Annotated in this window: 21 protein-coding genes and 1 other annotated feature; of the genes, 3 read left to right on the top strand and 18 right to left on the bottom strand. The window is 44.0% G+C overall.

Features of this window, described 5'->3' with window-relative positions:
* Window positions 1–49: 49 nt before the first annotated feature.
* The 8 genes from R7Q41_RS17180 to R7Q41_RS17145 all read right to left on the bottom strand — a co-directional run bounded on the left by R7Q41_RS17180 (window position 50) and on the right by R7Q41_RS17145 (window position 7,728).
* Window positions 50–442, bottom strand: coding sequence for a GspS/AspS pilotin family protein (locus R7Q41_RS17180; RefSeq protein ID WP_005386726.1), 393 nt, complete (start codon window positions 440–442; stop codon window positions 50–52).
* A gap of 3 nt (window positions 443–445) precedes the next feature.
* On the bottom strand, window positions 446–742 hold the full coding sequence (locus R7Q41_RS17175) for a YciI family protein (RefSeq protein WP_005376766.1): 297 nt from the start codon (window positions 740–742) through the stop codon (window positions 446–448).
* Between the two features lie 115 nt (window positions 743–857).
* Window positions 858–1,253: an acyl-CoA thioester hydrolase YciA gene (gene yciA, locus R7Q41_RS17170; RefSeq protein ID WP_005376768.1), complete on the bottom strand. Its 396-nt coding sequence runs from the start codon at window positions 1,251–1,253 to the stop codon at window positions 858–860.
* Between the two features lie 225 nt (window positions 1,254–1,478).
* Window positions 1,479–2,042: a septation protein A gene (locus tag R7Q41_RS17165; protein WP_005376769.1), complete on the bottom strand. Its 564-nt coding sequence runs from the start codon at window positions 2,040–2,042 to the stop codon at window positions 1,479–1,481.
* Between the two features lie 198 nt (window positions 2,043–2,240).
* The gene (locus R7Q41_RS17160; protein WP_017634694.1) at window positions 2,241–2,483 is read right to left on the bottom strand and encodes a hypothetical protein; all 243 of its coding nucleotides are present in this window, start codon (window positions 2,481–2,483) and stop codon (window positions 2,241–2,243) included.
* A gap of 111 nt (window positions 2,484–2,594) precedes the next feature.
* Entirely contained in the window at window positions 2,595–5,135 is a 2,541-nt protein-coding gene (locus tag R7Q41_RS17155) for a hybrid sensor histidine kinase/response regulator (RefSeq protein WP_318144598.1), read from the bottom strand.
* A complete protein-coding gene (locus tag R7Q41_RS17150; RefSeq protein WP_054730548.1) occupies window positions 5,128–6,312 on the bottom strand; it encodes an acyl-homoserine-lactone synthase in 1,185 nt (394 codons plus the stop codon). The genes R7Q41_RS17155 and R7Q41_RS17150 overlap by 8 nt, the downstream gene beginning before the upstream one ends.
* Before the next feature lie 156 nt (window positions 6,313–6,468).
* Complete coding sequence (locus R7Q41_RS17145; RefSeq protein ID WP_005376774.1) at window positions 6,469–7,728, bottom strand: dicarboxylate/amino acid:cation symporter; 1,260 nt, start codon at window positions 7,726–7,728, stop codon at window positions 6,469–6,471.
* Between the two features lie 543 nt (window positions 7,729–8,271).
* Between R7Q41_RS17145 and R7Q41_RS17140 the strand changes: the two genes are divergently transcribed.
* Window positions 8,272–9,813: a long-chain-fatty-acid--CoA ligase gene (locus tag R7Q41_RS17140; RefSeq protein ID WP_213967816.1), complete on the top strand. Its 1,542-nt coding sequence runs from the start codon at window positions 8,272–8,274 to the stop codon at window positions 9,811–9,813.
* A 126-nt stretch (window positions 9,814–9,939) separates the two neighbouring features.
* Here the strand turns inward: R7Q41_RS17140 and R7Q41_RS17135 are convergent, their stop codons facing one another.
* The 8 genes from R7Q41_RS17135 to R7Q41_RS17100 all read right to left on the bottom strand — a co-directional run bounded on the left by R7Q41_RS17135 (window position 9,940) and on the right by R7Q41_RS17100 (window position 17,886).
* The gene (locus R7Q41_RS17135; RefSeq protein ID WP_182016734.1) at window positions 9,940–10,635 is read right to left on the bottom strand and encodes a Crp/Fnr family transcriptional regulator; all 696 of its coding nucleotides are present in this window, start codon (window positions 10,633–10,635) and stop codon (window positions 9,940–9,942) included.
* A gap of 196 nt (window positions 10,636–10,831) precedes the next feature.
* On the bottom strand, window positions 10,832–11,638 hold the full coding sequence (trpA, locus tag R7Q41_RS17130) for a tryptophan synthase subunit alpha (protein ID WP_025767264.1): 807 nt from the start codon (window positions 11,636–11,638) through the stop codon (window positions 10,832–10,834).
* Complete coding sequence (gene trpB / locus R7Q41_RS17125; protein WP_005445041.1) at window positions 11,638–12,828, bottom strand: tryptophan synthase subunit beta; 1,191 nt, start codon at window positions 12,826–12,828, stop codon at window positions 11,638–11,640. Before trpB ends, trpA begins: the two co-directional genes overlap by 1 nt.
* Window positions 12,829–12,892: 64 nt before the next feature.
* Window positions 12,893–14,332 carry a bifunctional indole-3-glycerol-phosphate synthase TrpC/phosphoribosylanthranilate isomerase TrpF gene (gene trpCF / locus R7Q41_RS17120; RefSeq protein WP_318144597.1) on the bottom strand — a complete coding sequence of 480 codons (1,440 nt, stop codon included), beginning with the start codon at window positions 14,330–14,332 and terminating at the stop codon, window positions 12,893–12,895.
* Window positions 14,333–14,345: 13 nt separating this feature from the next.
* Window positions 14,346–15,356 (bottom strand): anthranilate phosphoribosyltransferase, encoded by a 1,011-nt coding sequence (trpD, locus tag R7Q41_RS17115; RefSeq protein WP_017635721.1) that lies wholly within the window; start codon window positions 15,354–15,356, stop codon window positions 14,346–14,348.
* A 37-nt stretch (window positions 15,357–15,393) separates the two neighbouring features.
* Window positions 15,394–16,002 (bottom strand): aminodeoxychorismate/anthranilate synthase component II, encoded by a 609-nt coding sequence (locus R7Q41_RS17110; RefSeq protein WP_318108794.1) that lies wholly within the window; start codon window positions 16,000–16,002, stop codon window positions 15,394–15,396.
* A 16-nt stretch (window positions 16,003–16,018) separates the two neighbouring features.
* Window positions 16,019–17,584: an anthranilate synthase component 1 gene (locus R7Q41_RS17105; protein WP_033905669.1), complete on the bottom strand. Its 1,566-nt coding sequence runs from the start codon at window positions 17,582–17,584 to the stop codon at window positions 16,019–16,021.
* Window positions 17,585–17,710: 126 nt separating this feature from the next.
* Window positions 17,711–17,814, bottom strand: a sequence feature (Trp leader region).
* Complete coding sequence (locus R7Q41_RS17100) at window positions 17,761–17,886, bottom strand: trp operon leader peptide (protein WP_005376787.1); 126 nt, start codon at window positions 17,884–17,886, stop codon at window positions 17,761–17,763. Its footprint overlaps the feature before it by 54 nt.
* A 95-nt stretch (window positions 17,887–17,981) precedes the next feature.
* Between R7Q41_RS17100 and rnm the strand changes: the two genes are divergently transcribed.
* Window positions 17,982–18,839 carry an RNase RNM gene (rnm, locus tag R7Q41_RS17095; protein WP_005386777.1) on the top strand — a complete coding sequence of 286 codons (858 nt, stop codon included), beginning with the start codon at window positions 17,982–17,984 and terminating at the stop codon, window positions 18,837–18,839.
* Window positions 18,840–18,898: 59 nt separating this feature from the next.
* The gene (locus R7Q41_RS17090; protein WP_005376791.1) at window positions 18,899–19,519 is read left to right on the top strand and encodes an L-threonylcarbamoyladenylate synthase; all 621 of its coding nucleotides are present in this window, start codon (window positions 18,899–18,901) and stop codon (window positions 19,517–19,519) included.
* A 93-nt stretch (window positions 19,520–19,612) separates the two neighbouring features.
* Here the strand turns inward: R7Q41_RS17090 and R7Q41_RS17085 are convergent, their stop codons facing one another.
* On the bottom strand, window positions 19,613–20,323 hold the full coding sequence (locus tag R7Q41_RS17085; protein WP_005376796.1) for a calcium-binding protein: 711 nt from the start codon (window positions 20,321–20,323) through the stop codon (window positions 19,613–19,615).
* 734 nt (window positions 20,324–21,057) lie between these two features.
* Complete coding sequence (locus R7Q41_RS17080; protein WP_029849095.1) at window positions 21,058–22,806, bottom strand: hypothetical protein; 1,749 nt, start codon at window positions 22,804–22,806, stop codon at window positions 21,058–21,060.
* Between the last annotated feature and the right edge of the window lie 3 nt (window positions 22,807–22,809).

Below are 22,809 nucleotides of genomic sequence, written 5' to 3'. Positions count from 1 at the left end.
ATAATAGCGAATCATCGTCTCATGCCGAAAGCAACAAAAATTACTGTAGCTACTTCACCTGAGTACAAGTCTGTGCGGAAACCAACTCATCTGCCATCAACTGACCGCGAGAATTACGTACCTTAATACGATACATCAAGCCCATATCAATTTGCTTGCGAACTTCTGGGTTGCTGCAGTAGGTATAGATACTGGTATTCAGTACTTGATTTAACGGCTTTGCACCGAGTGCGCCATCGTTATAAATCATCATCATCTCTACAACATTTTTGTTGGATGAGACACGCATTATTTGCAGTGGACCGTACTCTAAAGGGAGGCCCGCAGACAAAACTCCTGCTCGGTTTGATGCCATAAGCTCAAGTTGCCGCTGATTATCATCGGTTGATGAACAGCCAGCCAGAGCACCAAATACCAAGAAAAGACACAGTAATTTTTTCATAAATTAAAATACTTTTTTGAACGGTTTCACGATTACATTATCGTAAACACCAGCCGCTACGTAAGGATCGGCTTCTGCCCATGCTTTAGCATCCTCTAGCGAGGCGAATTCAGCGATGACAGTTGAGCCCGTAAATCCAGCTTCTCCAGGATTGTCAGAATCTATCGCAGGCATCGGACCAGCTGTAAGAAGGCGACCTTCGTCTTGTAACTTTTGTAAGCGATCCAAGTGTTGTGGGCGAACGCTCATGCGTTTTTCCAACGAGTTCTCAACGTCCTGTGAAAAGATGACATACCACATAGCATAGTTCCTTAATTGGTAGGGTAAAGTGTTAATTTAACGCCTTTTTTGTGTCTCTCACAAGTGAACAACAGAAAATGTGAGATCCTTTCTAACTGTTAGCGTTGTAGGTTGACTAATTCTGAACCGGACGTGGTTTACCTTCACTGTCAATGGCTACGTAGTTGAAGGTCGCATCACAAACCATGAAGCGTTCGCCAACACCGTGAGCTTTGACGGGTTTGACCCATACTTCCAAATCGACACTCATGGATGTGCGGCCGATCTTAGTGCATTCGCCGTAGCAGCATACGACATCGCCCACACCAACAGGTTTTTTGAACGTAATGCTTGATACCGAAACGGTGACAACGCGACCACAAGAGATCTCTTTTGCCAGAATCGCGCCCGCTAAGTCGAGCTGAGACATTATCCAACCGCCAAAAATATCGCCATTGGCGTTTGTATCTGCAGGCATTGCAAGGGTACGAAGCAGCATTTGACCTTTCGGAGAGCTTATTTCTTGACTCATTGTGACATCCTAAATCTTAAAGGCGCTCAAACTAAGCGCCAACATAGTAAATACCTAGAACCAAAGGTCCTTAAAAAACCGCAGATACCGGACCAGAGAAAGTTGGTTTACAGCAGCAAGAATGGTCTGAAAACGGTACGTTGTTTGAGCGGTTTACTGATACATGGAGCAAAACAGCGACCCTAAGGTCGCTGCGAAGTCGCGGATTATAGCAAAACTGAGTTTTTAATCATCAGTGGACACATCGGATGAGTTATTTTTTTGTTCTTTTGGCATGTGTTTATAAATGTAAAAGCCAGTCGCAATCATGTAGGCAAATGTCGCGATCAACATTCCAAATACTTTGAAGTTAACCCAAACATCCAACGGCAATTCGTAAGCAATATAAATGTTTAGGCCAGCGAAGAATGAGAAGAAGCCAACCCAAGCCCAGTTAATCTTTGCCCAAACAGCGTCAGGTAACGTAATTTCCTTGCCTAGCATACCTTTGATAGCTGATTTTCCCAATGCGTGGCTCACTGCTAAGCCAATCGCCAGAATCGCGTAAATGATGGTGACTTTCCACTTTATAAAATTGTCGTCGTGGAAGAAAAGGGTCATGCCGCCGAAGATAGTGACGATAACAAATGTTATTAGCTGCATCTTTTCGACTTTCTTATACAGCGCGTAGGTGACGACAAGTTGAATGGCTGTTGCTACGATCAGTGCACCTGTCGCCACGTAGATGTCGTACAGCTTGTATAAAGCGAAGAAAACGATGAGTGGTATAAAGTCTAGGATCTGCTTCATGATGGCAAAATCTACCTAATTATTGAATTGAAGACAGTCTAACGGAATCTGACAAGATGTGAATACTGAGGAAGTTAAGGTAAGAATAGTAACGCTTAGTATATCGTACAGCCCGCAAGCTTCTTCCACGTCGAAACAGCAAATGGAAGGAATAAAAATTGCCGCGTGAAGCGGCAATAGAGTTGAGAGTTTTAAACCTTAAGCCACACGTTGATATTGGGAAATAAGCGTTTTTACATCTTCTAAATAGCCTTCCCGCAGTAAGTTATCGACCGTTGCTTCTAGCTCTTCGAGAGACATCGTGAAGCAAGTGGATTTACCAGTCATCAGGGTCAGATATTGATGATACTCTTCTTCTGTATAGTGGCCTAAGCGATCAAGTAACAGTGTTTTGATTCCATGATGAATCAGGCCGTAGTATGTATGTCGATGAAGTAACATGGCGATCTCCTTATCAAGCTCATACGCTACTCTTTTGTAGCCTGCTTGACCTTCTGGATAATTCGATTTACTCCAATAATGCACATCTAGTGCCAATTCTATATTTGCAGATTAAAAAGTGTTGGAAGGTGCAAAATTCTCGTTCTGTAGCCATCTTTGGATGACGACTTGAAGTGCATTTAACGTGGTGGGCTTTTCGAGTCTGTCATCCATGAGTTTCGAAATTAGCTCCAACTCTCTAGCTCCAGACTCACCAGATAAGGCAATGATTGGAACGGAGGATGTGATTTGCTTAATCCGTTGGCTTGCGTCAAATCCATTCATTACCGGCATTTGGACATCCATAAGAACGAGATCAATCTTGTGAGAGTGGAATAGTTCTACCGCAGAGGCTCCATTATTTGCTTGTAAGCTGTTGACTCCCAATCTTTTTAAATACATCTGTACCAAGGTGCGTTGCACCTCTTTGTCATCAACAATGAGCACTGTTGGTGCATCTTTAGATACTTGTACGTGTTGAGCTGAATGATTTTCAGAATGTGATGCAGTTGCTTTCCAGCTATCAAAGTCCGGTGCCCTTAATGTCTCTGGTTTTGGTGCGTTTGGTACGACTGGGAAATACAAGTAGAATTCTGTGAACTCGTTCAATTCAGACTGGCACTCTATTCGTCCTCCGAATGAGCGCATAACACGTTGGCAATAGCCCAAACCTAAGCCACTGCCTCCGCTTTTTTGATACGAGAAAAAGTCATCAAATATCTTGTGTAAGATACTGCTATCTATACCTGGCCCACTATCTCGGAAGATCAGAATGTTTTCGTAAGCCCCCGTCTGGGTACGAATCTCAATTTGACTGTCGGGATAAGAATCAAAATAGTAGATAGCGTTACGAATCAAATTGAAAATGACAAAGTTAAACAGGGTCTCATTTAACTTCGCGACAAAATCGTGTGCCTGTGGCAGGTTAATTCTCTCTATTATTTGATCGTTTTCAAAACCATAACGGCTTACTGCTTGGTCGATGGCTTTATGTATGGAAGTGAGAGCTAAAGGCTCATGCTCTGGTGAGCTGTCGCTAACTTCTCGTAAAATAATATCGATAAGTTGTCGACCGCGTTGTATAGCGGCTTCACCTTTATCAATTTCTCTTTTTAGCGTATCCAGTGAAGCGTTTGACTCTATATGCTGTTTTAAAGCTTCAAATTGTAATTGTACTTGAGCGAGAGGGTTACGCATTTCATGTGCAATGGAGTTAGCCAGCGCACGGCTTTGGCGTACCTTTCTATCGGCTTCAATGGTGCTCTGGATGCGAACTAATAACGTTTGCAGAGCTGAGATTTCTTCATTAGAAAACAGCTTATTATCTATTTTATGTGAAGAAATTAGTAAGTGAGTAACAGACTTTCCACGACCGAAGAGAGGCATAACGAGCGCAGTATTGCTTGAGCGCATGCGCTCGTAGAGCTTTCTCATCGACCCTTTAGAAGAGGAGGCATAATCAATTTCTTCAGACAACTCATCAAGCACGAGAACTGACTTGCTTGACGGCAGGTACTCTTCGTAAAACGTTTCTGTGTAATTGCTAGTGACTAGCTGTAGCTTGTTGTTTGGTATGTTAAGTAACGATGCCAACTGACGCATAGCATCATCTATTGAGCGTTTAAACTCTTCCTCTAACCCAAGGATTTGCTGAACGGGAGTGTGTCGTTTCCCATAAATAAAATACGAAGCGTAACGACTGACTCGCTTAAAAAACAAGTGCCAAGTGATACCGATAAGCGCACATAAAGGTACCGCAACAAGCCATTGGTTATCTTCAGAGATCGGAATAAATATCGCCCCTAGCGGCAGAACAAAAATGGCGCAGACTAAGAGCGCGCTTACCGTTAAGTACGTGAGATATTTAGCGCTGTAGAAGCGAGAGGTAAGTAGGGCATAGCCCACAAACAACATTTCGCTGATTGAAAGTGCTGGTGGTAACCAAGTTAGGGAGAAGTCGCCAAGGAAATACGTCATTCCAAGGTGTATCACTGCCGTAGATAACATGAATACCAAAATGCCAGCGATCATATAGTTGCTTTTTGCTAGCGTGAGCTTGCTGCTGTTAGCGCGCATGGCAATCAAGTTAAGCAGCGTTAGTACCACGAAAGCTAGCAAACTAATGAAAAAATATGAGGTATGTGGGCCAAATTCAATGACGAACTGGCTTGGACCACTAATGGTGACATTTTCGACAGTAAGATTCGGCACTAAGTTGATGTACAGTGAATACGTTGCTAGTGCGACAAAGACGACTTTTTGCCAGACTTTGACCGCTGTTTTTTTAACATCTGCGGTTAACTGGCAAGAAAAATAGAATGCAAACGCAAAGGCGAAAAAAGACGCTAAGTTCGCTAACTTAGCCATAAAAATACCACCAACAGAGCCTAATTCTGGCAATAAATCGGTATGGAAATAGGCGTTGCTGCTTATCCAAACAATGATACAGCTGGAATAAGCGATGTAAGGCGCGTGATGCGAGCCTAAGATTGATTCACTCTTCTGTTTTAGGCGATAGCAGTAATACAGTAGCCAAGCGAATACTATTAGTACAGTCGCGTACAATGCCATTGCTTTTGGGTAAAAGAGACCGTGCAAATGAACATCAAGCATGCTCATTCACCTTTTTATCCATTCTTTTTGTTCGTACGCAATGTTTGTAGTCGCGAAATTGTATGTCTTGAAATGCTTCAACCATCATACCTAAATTCCAGAAACCGCGGTATGTCTTGGTACCGTCACCGTTAATGTCGCGGTATCCTGAGTGAAAGTAGGCACTTAAATCAATAGATTGATAGAAATTTAACATAAATACTTGCTCAATAATGGTAAAGCCGAGCTTATAGCCTGCTTTATAGAGCTCGCTCATCATAGTTTTTTGCGCCAGATACAAAAAATACAGCTTTTGTTGAATGTTGCCTCCCACCGTAAGACGCAGTACTTCGCAAACCGCTTCACTGTTCTTTACACGAGATTGAAACTGAGCATCAAACTCAATAAGAGTGTGCTCATGAGTTAGAGCACGACACTCCAAAATACCCAGTTGATTGAGAACACTGTACCCATGATTAGGAAAGCAAAACTGCCATTGTTCGTTACTAAACTGTGGTGAGTAACTGAGCCAGTTATTTCGTTGATGCCAGCTTTGCACTAAAGCGGAGGAGACCATGATTGGTGAAGATGACGATTTGAGCAAGAGGGCAAAGTGCTGCCCTTTTTGCGAGAGTGATAAAAGAGGCAAGATTTCAAACCATTGTTCAGTTTGGACGAAAAGCTCAAGATTACTCAGTGTGATCGCTTCGGAAATCGGCATTAACGCTGCATGATTTGGCAGCATTACCTCAAGATCGCAATCTGCGATATCTTCAATTAACACGCTAGTATAGCTGTGGTCGTCAAACGGAAGCGGAGTAGGAATCGCAGCTTCGTTTGAAGGATATTTTTGCTTGATTGCTTCGATCTCGCATTGACACCAGAAAACCATCCAATGCGGGTAACAATCTGCGGCAAGTTGTTCAAGTAAACGAATCTCTTTGGAGAAACCTGTCGGATACTGTTGCACTAAATCTCGATAATCCATTAACTCAAATAGTGCAGAAAGACTTTTTGATGCGTGTTTAGGAAAGAGAGATTTAAGCAGTTTTATTCGATACAGAGCAACCTGTTGAAAAAGAGCATCTCGTTTTTGTTTCGTTAGGGTAAGAATAACTGAGTCAACCAGGGCCTGCTGCTTTGATTCGATCGGCAAATTTATTTTGGTGAGATATTCCAAAGATTGCTCAAGACTCATGATATAACCTAGCTCTAACGTTTTGTTATATTTTGTAATGGTTTATATCATTTTGAAAAATTTATGCCATCGGTTTCTATTTGTATAGTTACGTAATGCAAGAAAAGACAAAAAAACCGCTCATTATGAGCGGTTTTTGGTCTATTCAAGAAAGGGTTAGGCTTCTTGCTTTTTTAGCTCAGCTTCTGCCGTTTCTTCTTCAATTAGCGCATCAACGATAACTGCACATGCAGCATCACCTGTGATGTTCAGTGCTGTACGAATCATATCGAAAATACGGTCAAGAGCGAATAGCAGCGGTAGACCTTCAATTGGAATGCCAGCGGCAAGAAGCACGGCAACCACTAGGAAAGAAGGGCCAGGAACACCCGCTTGACCAACCGCACCCAATGTAGACGTTACGATAATTGCAATGTAAGCGCCCATGCCTAGATCGATATTGAACAGTTGAGCAAAGAAGATAGCAACCAAGCCATAGTAAATCGCATTACCTGACATGTTGATCGTTGCGCCTAGAGGCAGAACAAATGATGCAGTTGAATTTTTTACGCCCAGCTCTTTTTCACAGGTGTCCATTGTAACAGGCAGTGTTGCCATAGAAGACGCTGTTGAAAGCGCAACTGCTTGCGGTTTCTTCATTGAAGACAGGAATTTCTTCGCAGATGTCTTCGTGAAAACATGCACCATTGCTGGGTAAACAACGAAACCGAAGATTAGGATGGCGGCAACGTAAACAACGAACAGTTTAAACACCACCATTAGCGCACCAAAACCGAACGTACCGACGGCTTCTGCCATCAGACCAAATACACCGATAGGTGCAATGATCATTACTTTGTTGATCATCCAAACCATTGCGTCAACGATGCAGTTAACACCATTGATGATTGGTTCACGACGCTCTTTTGCTTGCTTAGAAATCGCAATACCAAAGAACATACAGAAAACGAGGATCTGTAGGATGTTTGCTTCATTTAGTGATTGGAAAACGTTGGTTGGGATCATACCAGTGATGGTTGCCCAGAAAGTAGGTAGTTCACCTTTTGAAGCGTATTCTGCTGAGAACATGCCTTCAACGCCAGAGACGTCGATACCCATGCCTGGTTGGAATACTTCACCCATAAATAGTGCAAGCGCAACGGCTAGGGCGGATGTTAAACCAAAATAACCTAGAGTGACGATGCCAACTTTACCTGCTGACTGGCTGTTCCCAAGACCAGCGGCGCCAGAAATCAAGGCTACAGCGACCAAAGGAATAACCAACATTTTGATTAAGTTGATAAAGATAGCACCTAAAGGAGCGAACACTGTCGCATCATGACCCATCATGGCACCAACGGCTGTGCCCACGATCATGGCGATTACGACTTGTACGCCAATGTTGTTTAGCAAACTCTTTTCTTTTAACACTTCCATAACCTCTGTGCTAATAAAATGTAAAATCCTAAAATTACCCACTAACCATAAATGGATTTACGGATAATTATCTCGCCTTGCTTTTTACACTTATCGTTTACAATTGGCAATATGCAGCAAGGTATTATTGATGGATTAATCGATATTTTATTGACGAACGATAAAGTTTTGTTCAATAGCAAACGTTTGCTATTGATTTTTCTTATAAGGGTCGCGCTTAGGATTGTTCAAGTTTATTTTTCTTTATTTGTTTTCTTTTTGTTAATTTTAACCGCTTTTGTATTTGCTATTGCAGTCAGAGTTTTTAGTGACTTGGGTTGATATTTATAACAATTCATCTCTTTCAAGCTCACACTTTTATTAATTTGCCTTCTGAAATGTTAATTGCTTTACATTCTTGGCTCTAATTGCGTTGTAAACATAATGTTAAATTGTAATGACTGGTGAGACTCAAATGCTGACGATCCAGTGTTAGAGATAACTTGCTTAGTTAATGCTCCTGAGCTGATTAGACGAGAAAGACAAGTAAGAGGTGAAGAGACTATGATGAATCTTGCTGCTGCGTTACAAAGAAATGCTGCGAGTAAACCAGATAAAACGGCGTTGATATGTGGCACTGAAAAGATAAATTATGCGCAGTTTGATGCGACCGCCGGCAAGATCGCAGCGTCTTTAATCAATAAAGGCGTAAAGCCAGGTGACCGCGTTGCGATTTCATGCCCAAACATTCCTTTTTTCGCGTTTGTTTATTATGCAATACAAAAAGCTGGCGCGGTTGCAGTCCCATTAAATGTGCTTTTGAAAGCGCGAGAAATTAAGTATCACTTAGAAGATTCAAAAGCGAAGTTTTATTTCTGCTTTGAAGGGACGAAAGAACTGCCAATGGCAAAAGAGGGTGTCAAAGCCTTTGAACAAGTCGATACATGCGAAGGCATAGTCGTATTGACTCAATCTCAAGATGAAAGCTATTGGAATGGTGTAATAACTCTCAATGCGTTTATAGCCGATGTCCAACCGTTGCCGGATTATATACCGCGTAATGCGGATGATACATGTGTGATTTTGTATACATCAGGGACGACAGGCTTACCAAAAGGCGCTGAACTGACTCAGCAGAACATCATAATGAACGCTCTGGTGGCACAAAACATTATGGGCAGCCAGGCCGATGATATTCACTTAGTAACTTTGCCTTTATTTCATACATTTGGTCAAACCGTCCACTTAAATGCTAGTGTTTTGGGCGGGGCAACATTGGTGTTAGTGCCTAGGTTTGAGCCTAAACATGTTCTTGAGCTGGTGGAAAAACATAGGGTGACGATATTTGCTGGTGTGCCAACGATGTACATCGGTCTGCTTCATGTGCAGCATCAATTTGATACCTCGTCATTGCGTGTTGCAGTAAGCGGTGGTGCGCCATTGCCAACCGAAATCTTTCGAACCTTTGAAGAAACATTTAATGTGCCGATCTTAGAAGGATACGGGTTATCGGAGACAAGTCCTATTGCATGTTTTAATCATTTGGATCAGGAGCGCATACCAGGCTCGGTAGGTCAACCGGTTCAAGGTGTCGAAGTAAAAGTTATCGATATTGAAGGTAATGCACTACCGATAGGCGAAGAAGGTGAGATTGTTGTGCGTGGTCATAATGTTATGAAGGGATATCTTGACCGCCCAGAAGTTACTGAATCTGCGCTACAAAATGGTTGGTTCCATACTGGTGATGTGGGCCGCTTTGACAGTTCAGGTAATTTATTTATTGTCGATAGAATGAAAGATCTGATCATTCGAGGTGGATTTAATGTTTATCCCAGAGAAATTGAAGAAGTTTTCATGACTCATCCTGCAGTTTCAATGGTAGCTGTGATAGGGATTCCAAATGAAGAGTATGGCGAAGAGATAAAAGCCTACGTTGTACTTAAACCAAAAGAATACATTGACGCCGATTCATTACATAAGTGGGGTAAAGAGCAATTAGCCTCGTTTAAGTATCCTCGTTATGTCGAAATTCGTGAACACCTCCCGATGAGTGCGACAGGAAAGATTTTGAAACGTGAGTTGAAATCTGAATTGAATATAGCTTAGTCAATTCAATGGTTTTTGTGTCACAGCGCCACTTGCCTAAGCGCAAATGGTGTTGTGCTCTTAACTAATTAGATGCATAAGTTTTTTAGCTATCGTTAGACAATACTTACCGTTTGTTGAATGGATCTATTGCTCGAGTTTTTTAAAGTATTCTTCTAAGCGCTTCGGATTGGTAATGGTTACTGAGCCATAGTTTAGCTCTAGCATCCCGATACTTTCTAATCGTTTTAGTATCTTGTGTACACTCTGACGAGTTAGCCCCATCATATTAGCGATATGTTCTCTTGTTACCCTGACAACGCATGGTCGAGTATCGATCGCTTGATTAAGTTGGTATTCAGCAAGCAGCAGCAACCTTTTGGCGACTCGTTCTTCAATTCCTCTAATCGCGTCATCTTCGATAACAGAAATAGCAGACCACAAGCGGCGGCTAAGTAAGTCGAGTATAGTGGGGTAACTTTGAGGGTATTTGGCGAGTAATTGGCGAAATTTATCTCCAGGAAGCTCCATTACAGTCACGTCAGAATGCGCGGTCGCACCAAAAATACGAGGCATGCCGGGAGAAAAAACATTGTCTCCAAACCAGCCACCAGCTTCGAAAATCATCAGTGTGACTTCTTTGCCTTTTGAACTAATTGAGTTCACTCTCACTGCACCTTGAGCTATGACCATAAGAGAAGATTGAAGCGCACCTTTATTGCAAATCAGTGCTTTTTCGTCGAAGCAGCGAACCTTAGTCATTTGCGCTGCTTCACTAAGCCCTTTATCTGGCAGCCCTGATAGTACAGGACATTTGGCTAGCAGTGTTTTGACTTCTTCCATGTAGCAACCTTACTGCACATTGCTTTATTGAGTTAGTTAAGTTACCCAAGCTTAACACTCTTTGAGTGCTCTGCTTGAGATAGATTTGGAAAGTGCGGGCGTTGAACAAAAAATGACGTGGTATAAACGCGATAGTAAGAAAACGCCCACTAAACATAATGTTAAGCGGGCGTTGTTGTGTCATATCAAACTGAAATTATTTTTGAGTGGCAGCTTTCATTGCAGAAACGAATTCACCTAGCTTGTCGAGCATAATTTGTGGCTGCTCAACGTTCGCTTCAATGATTTTTACCACGGCTGAACCAGAAATTGCACCAGCCGCACCAGATTCTAGTGCTTGTTTCACCTGTGCAGGCTCAGAGATGCCAAAACCAAGTAGCGCTGGTGGTGCATCAAATTGGTTCAGTCTATCGAGCATATGACCTACAGGCATGTTTGCTTTGGTTTCTGCGCCAGTAACACCTGCACGAGAGAGTAGGTAAGTGTATCCGCCACCCAACTCTGATACTTGCTTCAGTGTTTCATCACTTGCCGTGGGTGGTGCGATGAAGATTGGGTGAATACCAAACTTTTCTGCAGCAGCAACAAATTCAGCACTTTCATTAGTTGGTACGTCTGCAATCAAAACAGAATCGATGCCTGCTTTTGCACAACGCTCATAGAAGTTCTCGATACCACGAGAGTAAACAAGGTTCGCGTACATCAGAAGGCCAATAGGTAGCTCTGGGTACTTAGCTCGGATCTTACCAATTTGTTCGAAGCAGATATCCGGTGTTGCGCCTGAATCTAGAGCACGAATGTTCGCACCTTGGATAGTCGGGCCATCCGCAAGAGGATCTGAAAATGGAATACCGAGTTCAAGGGCATCTGCGCCAGACTCGACCAGTGTTTCCATGATTTTGTAAGACTGCTCGGCGTTTGGATCGCAAACCGTTACAAACGGTACAAATGCGCCTTGGTTCTTTTCGTTTAGGCGCTCAAACATCTTTTCATAACGGCTCATTAGATTGCTCCTTTTTCTTCTAAGATGGCGTGTACGGTGAAGATGTCTTTGTCACCACGACCTGATAGGTTAACGACCAATAATTGCTCTTTTTCTGGATTCTCACGAGCCATACGCAGTGCATGAGCCAGTGCGTGAGAAGATTCTAGAGCAGGGATGATACCTTCGTGACGCGCAATTTCTTGGAATGCTTCTAGTGCTTCATCATCCGTCACGTTGTCATATTCAGCACGGCCAATTGCGTTTAGATGTGCGTGCTGTGGACCAACTGAAGGGAAATCAAGACCAGCAGAGACAGAGTATGACTCTTCAACCTGACCGTTTGGATCTTGCATCAATGGCGCTTTCATACCAAAGAAAATACCCGTTTTACCATGTTTAAGTGGTGCACCGTGCTGGTCAGTATCGATACCTTTACCTGCTGGCTCAACACCAATTAGGCGAACGCTTTCTTCTTCGATGAAGTCAGCAAACATGCCAATCGCGTTTGAACCACCGCCCACACATGCGATAACCGCATCAGGAAGACGACCTTCACGTGCCAAAATCTGATTCTTCGTTTCTTCACCAATCATGCGTTGGAAGTCACGCACGATGGTTGGGAATGGGTGAGGACCTGCCGCTGTACCTAATAGGTAGTGTGCATCTTCATAAGTTGCAGACCAGTCACGCAGCGCTTCGTTACATGCGTCTTTAAGTGTTGCTGAACCCGAGTGGACAGGAATAACTTCTGCGCCCATTAGCTTCATACGGAATACGTTCGGGCTTTGACGCTCAACGTCTTTTGCACCCATGTACACGCGACACTTAAGGCCAAGCAGCGCACACGCTAGTGCAGTTGCTACACCGTGTTGGCCTGCGCCTGTTTCTGCGATGATTTCGTTTTTACCCATGCGTTTTGCAAGCAGAGCTTGACCTAACACTTGGTTGGTCTTGTGCGCGCCACCGTGAAGTAGGTCTTCACGTTTTAGGTACAGTTTGGTTTTCGTACCTTTGGTTAGGTTACGAGTTAGAGTCAAAGCCGTTGGACGGCCCGCATACTCTTGAAGAAGCGTCATGAATTCGCTGCGGAATTCTGGATCTTCTTGCGCGTCGATAAACGCTTGCTCTAGTTGCTCCAGTGCTGGAACTAGAATTTGCGGAACGTACTGACCGCCGTATTCGCCAAAGTAGGCATTCAGTTTTGCCATCGTTATATTCCTTCTCGTATTTTTCGCTACGAATAGCTTTAAATTTTTTAGCTGATATCCAGCTTTAGTAGTTGCGAATAGCAGTGAATGCCGCGAGCAACTTCTGTGAATCTTTTTTGCCTGGTGCGCTTTCTACACCAGAGTTTAAATCTAATCCCAAGCAACCTAGTGTCGCTGCTTGTTGAGCATTTTCTGGCGACAGTCCGCCCGCTAGCATAATTTGACTTGGGTCGCCGATCAGTGACCAGTCGAAAACTTGACCAGTTCCGCCGGTTTGAGTGCCAACTTGTGCATCTAATAGGTGACGGTCAATGTTTTCTGCAAGTAGTTCTGGCTTGGCATCAGTCACGCCGTAAGCTTTCCAAATTTCTACCGCTGCTGGCAGTTCGGCTTTAAGTTGGTTTACGTAAGCTTGGTCTTCTTGACCGTGCAGTTGCACCGCTTTTAAACCCAAAGAGGTCACGACAGAAGCAACAAAATCGATATCGTGATTTTGGAAAACGCCCACGTAGTTCAGTGGAGCACCGCTCATGGTTAGGCGAGCACCTTCAAGGTCAACCGCACGCTTCGACTTCTCGACAAAAATCAGGCCACCAAATACCGCGCCAGCTTGATATGCTTTTGCTGCGTCATCTGGATGCGTTAAGCCACACACTTTGTTTTCGCCTAAGGTCACTTTACGTACAGCAAGTTCCAAGTTGTCTTCTGCCATCAGTGAACTACCAATCAAGAAGCCGTCTGCGTATTCCGCTAAATCACGAACTTGTTGATGCGTATAAATGCCAGATTCTGAGATTACTGTTGCGTTAGGAGCCAGTTCACGAATGGTCGGTGCCAGTTCTTTAGTACGATTCAAATCGGTACTTAGGTCGCGAAGGTTACGGTTATTAATGCCGATAACGCGTGCGCCTAGCTTAACTGCACGATGAAGCTCTTCTTCGTTGCTGACTTCGGTCAAGATACCCATGTTCAGGCTGTGTGCTGCTTCCTCTAGCGCTTTGTACTCTTCGTCATTCAGGACAGAAAGCATCAGTAGCACGGCATCAGCACTGTAATGACGTGCTAGGTAAACTTGGTAGGTATCTACCATGAAGTCTTTGCACAGAACGGGTTGTTTGACTTGACCGCGCACTTGAGGAAGAAAGTCAAAGTTACCTTGGAAGTACTTTTCGTCTGTTAGGACTGAAATTGCATCTGCGTGGTTGTTGTAAACCGACGCAATGTAATCCAAGTCGAAGTGATCACGAATCAAACCTTTAGAAGGAGATGCCTTCTTACATTCTGTGATGAATGCCGTCTTTTCGCCACTCAGAGCATCGTAGAAGCTGCGGTCCGATGGCAGCAAATCAGACTGAAATGTGCTTAGCGGTTGAGACATCTTACGGTCTGCTACCCACTGATATTTGTCGCGGACAATTTTCGCCAGTACTTCTGCCATTTCTGCTTCTTTCTTAGAAACGTGTTCAGACAGGTTGTCAACTTGCTGAGTGTTGAAGTCAGTCATCTTCTTCAATTCCTTAAGCGTGTGCGGCAAGTTGTTGTACCAATTGGTACGCCTTGCCTGAATTCATTGCCTCAATCGCTTGTTGCGTGTTGGCTTTTAAATCTTCGTGGCCGAATAGACGCATTAGCAGAGCAACGTTTACTGCCACTGCGCCCAATTGTGCGTCTGTCCCTTTACCCGTCAGAATATTGGTAATGATCGCTTTGTTTTCTTCAGGATCGCCACCTTTGATTGCTTCTAGTGGGTGCGCTTCTAGACCGAAGTCTGCAGGCGTTAATTTGTATTCTGTGATCTTACCGTCTTTGATTTCGGCAACGGTTGTTTCACCGTGAATTGCTACTTCGTCCAAACCACTGCCGTGTACTACAGCGGCGCGCTTCATACCCATTTGTAGCATGGTTTCTGCGATAGGACGAACCAGTTCTTCACTGTAAACGCCCATCAATTCGATGTTAGGACGAGCAGGGTTAATCAGTGGGCCAAGAATGTTAAAGATGGTGCGTGTTTTCATGGTTTGACGCACTGGCATCGCATGGCGCACACCACCGTGGTATTGAGGTGCAAATAGGAAAGCAACACCGATATCGTCTACCGCTTTGCGCGTATCTTCTGCGCTCATAGCTAGGTTGATACCAAATGAATCAAGAAGGTCAGAAGACCCCGATTTGCTTGAAACGCTGCGGTTACCGTGTTTCGCTACTTTTAGACCACATGCTGCAGCAACAAACGCCGCAGTGGTTGAAATGTTGATGGTGTTGTGACCGTCGCCGCCAGTACCTACGATATCCGCGAAATCATAATCTGGACGAGGGAATGGGTTTGCGTTTGCCAGCAGTGCTTTTGCCGCGCCTGCAATTTCGTCTGGCGTTTCGCCTTTGATTTTTAGTGCAGTCAGCGCTGACGCCATCAAAATTGGATCTAGTTCACCACGGATAATGATGTCGAATAGCTGTTGGCTCTCTTCCTGAGTAAGCGATTCTTGCTCGTACAGTTTGGTAATAATAGGGTTGATGATTGCTTCCATATTTCCTCTCATAAATTTCTTATGTGCCAAGTGCTTTTTAAGCAGTGAGTGGGTTCGCTGAAGTTTGTTCTTCAAGTGCCCATTCAATGGCATTGGCCAACAGTGTTGCTCCGTAGGTCGTCATAATAGATTCCGGGTGGAATTGGAACCCGCAAACTTTATCTTCTTCATGTACAACAGACATTACCAAGTCATCCACTTCTGCTGTGATGGTTAGGCTCTCAGGAACCTTGGTCGCAACTAGCGAGTGGTAACGTGCAATTGCAAGTGGTGATGGTAGGTTTTGGTAAATCGCATGGTTTTGGTGCTCCATCATAGAGACCTTACCGTGAATGATTTCGCCCGCGCCAGCAACGGTGCCACCGTACGCTTCAACAATCGCTTGGTGACCAAGACAAATGCCGATCATCGGCACTTTGCCTTTAATGCGTTGGATAAGCTCAGGCATTGAGCCTGCTTCTGAAGGAGCACCAGGGCCTGGCGATAGCAGAACCACTGGGTTTTCAAGCTCGTTTACCGCTTGTTCGATGGTTTCTGCTGGGATGTTGTTTCGGTAAATCTTGACCGAGTGACCTAACGAGCGGAACTGATCCACAAGGTTGTAGGTGAACGAGTCAAAGTTATCGATAAAAATGATATTAGCCATCTCTGAACCCTATTCCTTATTGTGACTTATGCGCTGCTTGGATAGCAGAGATTACCGCTTGTGCTTTGCCGCGCGTTTCGTCTGCTTCCGCTTGCGGATCAGAGTCGAACACCACGCCAGCACCAGCTTGAACTTGAGCAATGCCGTTCTCAACGTACGCTGAGCGAATTACGATACATGTGTCGAGTGTGCCTTCACCAGTGAGGTAGCCAACAGCGCCGCCGTAGCTACCGCGTCGTGCGCCTTCTACATCGCGAATCAACTGCATGGCACGAATCTTAGGTGCGCCGGTGAGCGTACCCATGTTCATACATGCTTGATATGCGTGCAGCGCGTCTAGGTCTTCACGCAGTTGACCAACCACACGAGACACCAAGTGCATTACGTGGCTGTAGCGGTCGACTTTTAGAAGGTCTGCTACGTGGCGAGTACCAGCTTGAGCAATACGAGCGACGTCGTTACGTGCCAAGTCAACCAACATCATGTGTTCTGCGTTTTCTTTCATGTCGGTGCGCAGTTCAAGTTCGATGCGGCTGTCTAGGTCGAAATCAATCTCGCCGTTAGGGCGCTTACCGCGGCGACGAGTGCCTGCGATTGGGTAGATTTCAATTTGGTTGGTATCGGTTTCATACTTAAGCGCGCTTTCTGGTGATGCGCCAAACAGAGTGAACAGCTCATCTTGCATGTAGAACATGTAAGGGCTTGGGTTACTTTGTTTCAGTTCTTTATAAGCAGCCAGTGGAGAAGGACAAGGTAGAGTGAATCTACGAGACGGTACAACTTGGAATACATCGCCTTTCACTACGAACTCTTTTAAGTCGCGAACGGTTTGGCAGAAGTCTGCATCAGACACGCTAGGTTCTACCGTTACATCTGTTATTTGCTCTGCACTCGGCAACAGTTTTGGCGCTGCACATTGGGCGCTAATTTCTGCAATACGAGTCTCTAACGCTGTTTTCTCTGAACCATCAACAAACAACGTCGCTTGAAGCTGGCAAGATTCCGTTTGATGGTCGACAACAAGTAGTGTTTCCGCGACGTAGAAAACGTAATCTGGACACTGATTTGTTGCTTCGGCATTACCAAGCGGCTCAAAGTTTGCGACTAAGTCGTAGGCAAACAGACCACCAAGGAAAATTGCGTGTTTGTCTTGCTGTGAAATATCAAAACTATGCTGAACCAAACGCAGCGCATCGAAAGAAGAGGCTTCACGTAGGCGAGAGTCTTCATCTAACGTGTCGCATGGCTGGTTAAACTGCAAAGTTAGCGTTTCGCCATCGAACTTGCTCTCAACGTCACCACGGATGTTCTGGTTTAGGTGAGACAGTAGGTTTTTACCGTTATTGGTCAAGGCGTGCATGCTAACGGTATGGCCGAAGCAAACAATGCGAACCGCTGAATCTACGATCAGCAGGGATTTTAAATTTTGCTTTGAATCGATCTCAGCAGATTCCAGCAATAGGCTGTCAGTTTTGTTCTCACATAGTGTGTGGAACAAGCGAGTCGGGTCTTGAGTATAAGGGACGGAAGCCGTTAGCACTTCAAGCTGTCCAAGTTTCTTAATTTCAATGGCCTTGTTCACAAGACCTCCTTGTAGCTGTTTAAATCTTCCTGCCGTACATAGTCGCATAAAGCAAACGTTCTCCCAATCTAGAGTTGGCTATATTCGATTAATGTTTAGGCAGTTGAATGTGAAATGAGCAACAAAACAAAAAAGCCCGCTTAAGTAGCGGGCTTTACAACGTTTGGTTCTATAAACTAGAAGTATACGTTTGCCCACCAAGAACTAGTCCAAGTGCGCCACCAAGCAAGATCTGATGAGTTTGCCTTATTAAGACAAACCGCAACTTTCGCTTTTTGGTTTTGGTTAAATTCTTGTAACATGGTGAACCTTAAATTACGTACTTTGTATTTGTGTACTAGTTAACTAGTGCGAGAGTAAAAAGTCAACCCCAAAACGGCATTAAAACGATAAAAATATGAGAATTGATTTACATAGTCACACCACTGCATCGGACGGTCGGTTAGAGCCTAAAGATTTAGTGGAAAGGGCGCTGAGTTTTGATATCGAGGTTTTGGCGATCACTGATCACGATACGGTTGACGGTTTGGCGTTAGCTAAGCAATACGTTCAAGATAATAATTTGCCGATAAAAATCATCAATGGCATTGAGATATCGACCGTCTGGCAAAACAAAGACATTCATATTGTCGGCCTGAATATCGATCCGGAAAATGAACAATTATCTGCCCTCATAGAACAGCAGAAGCAGCATCGCATAACACGATCTGAGTTAATTGCAGAGCGGCTACAAAAAGCAACTCGAGTAGGTGTGCTTGAAGAGGTAAGGCAAATCGCCGGTGATGCTCCAGTGACAAGAGCGCATTTCGCGAAATGGTTGGTAGATAATGGTTACGCAAAAACCATGCAAATGGTGTTTAAAAAATACCTAACGCGTAATAACCCAGGTTATGTACCACCGAATTGGTGTTCGATGAAGGATGCGGTTGATGCTATCCATGCGGCTGGTGGAATGGCGGTATTAGCGCATCCTGGTAGATATAAGTTGACAGCGAAGTGGATTAAGCGTCTTCTAGCAGCGTTTGTCGAAGCGGGTGGTGATGCGATGGAAGTTGCACAGCCACAGCAAGCGCAACAAGAAAGGCGCAACTTGGCTGATTATGCTATACAATACAAACTATTAGCCTCTCAAGGCAGTGATTTTCACTACCCATCACCGTGGATGGAGCTAGGAAGGAACCTATGGTTGCCTGCTGGCGTCGAACCAGTTTGGAAAGATTGGGGAATAGATCCTTCGTTGAATAATACTCAGTAATACGAAGTCGAGAACCCATAAAAATATAGAGCCGAGAGGCTCGATAATGAGGAATTACAATGAGCCAGTTTTTTTACGTTCACCCAGAAAACCCACAGGCTCGCTTGATTAATCAAGCAGTAGCAATCATTCGTAACGGCGGCGTTGTGGTTTACCCTACTGATTCAGGGTATGCACTTGGCTGTCAGTTGGAGAACAAACAGGCACTGGAACGAATCTGTCAGATTCGTCGTCTGGATGATAAGCATAACTTTACTTTGCTGTGTCGTGATTTGTCGGAGCTTTCTCTCTATGCCCGAGTGGATAACTCTGCATTCCGACTGCTGAAAAATAACACACCAGGTCCTTACACCTTCATCTTCAAAGGCACAAAAGAGGTGCCGCGTCGTTTGATGAATGCAAAACGTAAGACCATCGGTATCCGTGTTCCAGACAATCAAATTGCCTTGGACTTGTTGGAAGCATTAGGTGAGCCGATGATGTCTACGTCGTTGATTCTACCTGGCAGTGACGTAACAGAATCTGATCCAGAGGATATTCGCGATAAACTAGAACATGCGGTTGATGTGATTCTTAATGGCGGTTACTTAGGTGAACAACCTACGACTGTAATTGACTTTAGCGAAGGTGAACCTGTTGTGGTTCGTTTGGGATCTGGTGACCCTGCACCATTCGAATAGTAGACGCACACCACCGTCAAACAAAATAGGAGGCATCGCGCCTCCTATTTTAGTTGTCATATCGAATATCTTACTGAACTTAATTGATTGAGGTTAAGCAAAATCGAAAATGTCGATACCATTTTGTTCTGCATAGTTGATGTATGCAGAGCTCACACCGTTTAGTGTCACTTCAACATTGTATTCATCACTTGAGAATACTGCCCAGCCACACTCATTGTAAGATAAAGTCAGATCATCCGCTGAATCCAAGAACGTATCTCGAATGCCATCGTTATCAGTGTCTCGGCCCATATCAAAGACAAGTTTGTCATGGAAAATATTAAAATCGACAATGTCGGCTTTAACATCAATATCGTTGGAAGATACTGGCTGATCAGGTACACCAATAGCCAGGCGGTTTGTAAGCACGAAGGTGTCGTCTCCACAGCCACCGCTCAGTACTGATTCACCATCACCAACAACGAGCGTGTCGTTACCCCAGCCACCACTCAAGTAGTTGTTGCCTGAATAATCAAAAATTGTGTCGTCGCCACAGCCACCAAAGAGTTTGTCGTTTCCTAATCCGCCGGATAGGAAATCGTTTCCAAAGCCGCCAGAAACAAAGTCGTTACCTCGGCCACCAAGCAAGGTATCATCTCCCCAGCCACCGAAGACAATATCATTACCTCCGTATCCTACAAACTTATCATCACCACAGAAGCCGAAGAAAATATCGGTTGTTTCAGAGCCTTTTGTGCCTGTCATATCGTCATCTTGAGATGTCCCAAAAATCCAATTTAGGTCGAGATTTAGCATAGACATTGTTCTATTCCTTTTTGTCTGATTTATGCCAATCGCCGAGAGTGCAGAGCGAACCTAGTGAGTCAGAGTACACGATAGCATTAGTGTTATTTTTGATGTGAACTAATGACTTAAAGACAATTTTTGTCTTGTTACCCACGACCTTGTTTTGCTATGAGCGCTCATTGTCTGCGGTGATTGGTATTACTTAGCAGCAAACAGGGACGGCTTATTCTTCGTTGCTTTCTAGCAATACGAACAGTAAACACACCCCAAGTGGTTATTGTTGTAACCCTGACAATTTTATCAGGTACCGCGTGGTTAAAGTGGTTCAGGAAGACCGATATTAGTGGGATTCTCGTTGAGCAATGCCTGCTTTAAATAGTAAAAAAGTTGCAGAATAGGACAAATATTTCGGTCATTTTTGAAGTGAATTTTGGTGTGGAGAATGGCGCCGATTTAGCTTACATTAACTAAGAAAGTTACGTATAATGTCCGACCGAAAAATCCCACTGAAATGGGTAAATAGCAAAATGCAGACCAATCCTGGTCTAGACGTCTGTGAAGACGAAATTCAAATACAATAAAGTCAGCCAAATCAGCAAGTTACTCAATATTTTTATGTGTTACACAAAACTTAGTTAATGTGTGATAGTGATTATGGCATAAATTTTTAATATTGAGCAAACAAAAGCCCCACCAAAAAGGCAGGGCATTCTCATAGTTTTATCACTCAGGGTGCTATGTTTTAGTTACTAATTTGAAGGTGATAGGTTGCTATAAAATGCCACCATTCGATCATCCTCAGCGCGGTCAATTTCACCACGAACAACAGGGATGATGTTACCAGAATTATCAACATCAGAACGGACGTGAAGATTTACATCTACTTTTTGATGTTGTGTTTGAATTGAACTGATCTCTCTACCAGCACGACCAATTAGATCGAAGATATCGGTATTTAAGAACTCGGTATATTTATTTTTACCAAAAAAGTTTTCAGGATCTAACAAGCCGCCTTTTCTGCCCTCATATACAGCGTATCCGCCCATTAACCAAGGGTTAGCTCTTGCTGCCATACCTGCTGCTGCTCGTGCTCCACCTGCTGCTCGTGCGGCTGCACCACCTTTAACACTTGCACTTGTTGCACTACCAAGACCTAGTGCACTTGCTGCACGGCTAATAAGCTTGAACAAACCTTTGAATGCATTTGTTAATGTATTTACAACACTCAAGCCACCGCTTAATACAGTGAAGATTTTCGAACCGACCCAAATTGAAGCAATTGTTTTACCAATCGTGATAATCTCATCACCGTGTTTAACAGCTGTGTTAACGAAAGACCTTACAGATTCACCCATTTGTCGGAAAGTAGGCTGTAATTCTTTTAAGTCAGTCATAATGGAGTTGATATTGCCTCCACCAAACCCAACAAGAAATTCATCCATTAGGCGACCAAACCCTTCCCCGATTAACGAAATGTTTTGACGTGCTTTCACTAATGTATCTAAGTCTTGCTGTGTGAGGTTGAGGTTAAATCGTTCTCGTTGTGCTCGAATGTGCTCAATGTTAGCCATTGCTTTGAATTGAAGGATTGCATCGTTACCGAAATTTTCCATTAGAAATGTAAGCTGATTCATATCGGTGCCACGGCGTTTAGCTTCTTTTGCAATCAATTTCATAGCTTCGAGAGGTTCTAGCTCTTTTAGCATCTTCTCTGAAATTTTACTATTTTGTTTGAGCCACTCGGCAATATCTTTAAACTCACCACCTTGGGTTAATTGGTAGTCACCAAGTTTGTCTGCGAAATCCTTGTATTGGTCTCCGACTTGGTCAGCACTCAAACCAAAATGAGCGGAGGCGGATGCAATATCTTGGAATGTCTTAGCATCTAGACCACTCTTTTTAATGGCTTGGTCAAGTTCGGTAGCCCGTTGTAAACTCTGCTGTGCGCCTAAAGCTGCTAAACTACCAACCGTTAAACCTGCCGCCATACCTGCGTTCTTGAGTGATGACGCTGCCGCCTTACGGCGTTCATTGTGCTGATGGGTTATAAGTGCGCTCTGTTTAGCAAGTTCTCGTGTCCTTTGTTTCTCGCGGCGGTTGCGATCTGAGATTTGGTTTTTCAATCGTTTCTCAAGGTGAAGCAATTCTTCTGTGCTTGAAGCTTGTTTGAGCTTGTTCAGTAAAACTTTCTTCTCAGCAACACCCATGTCACGAATTGCACTTGTGGATTGAGCAAATCGTAGCAACACTTTCTTCTGTGTAGCCTCGATTTGCTCTTGTTCTTTTTGGAGCTTACGATAGTGCTTGATGTGAGCGTCTTGATCTTGTTGTCGTTGTCGCCTAGCTCTAGGAGAACCACCAACACCAAGAACATTTTCAGGGTTAGCTTTATCGAGTTGTCGAGCCAGCTTTTTACTATCTTTCAACACCTTATTCCAAGACGGACGATCGAGCTTCCATGCAATCGTGTTTGTAAATTTATGAAGTTGTCGAGCCATATG

The organism is Vibrio sp. 2096, assembly GCF_033339595.1.
Lineage (GTDB): Bacteria > Pseudomonadota > Gammaproteobacteria > Enterobacterales > Vibrionaceae > Vibrio > Vibrio alginolyticus.
This window is presented reverse-complemented; position numbering and strand designations above follow the sequence as displayed.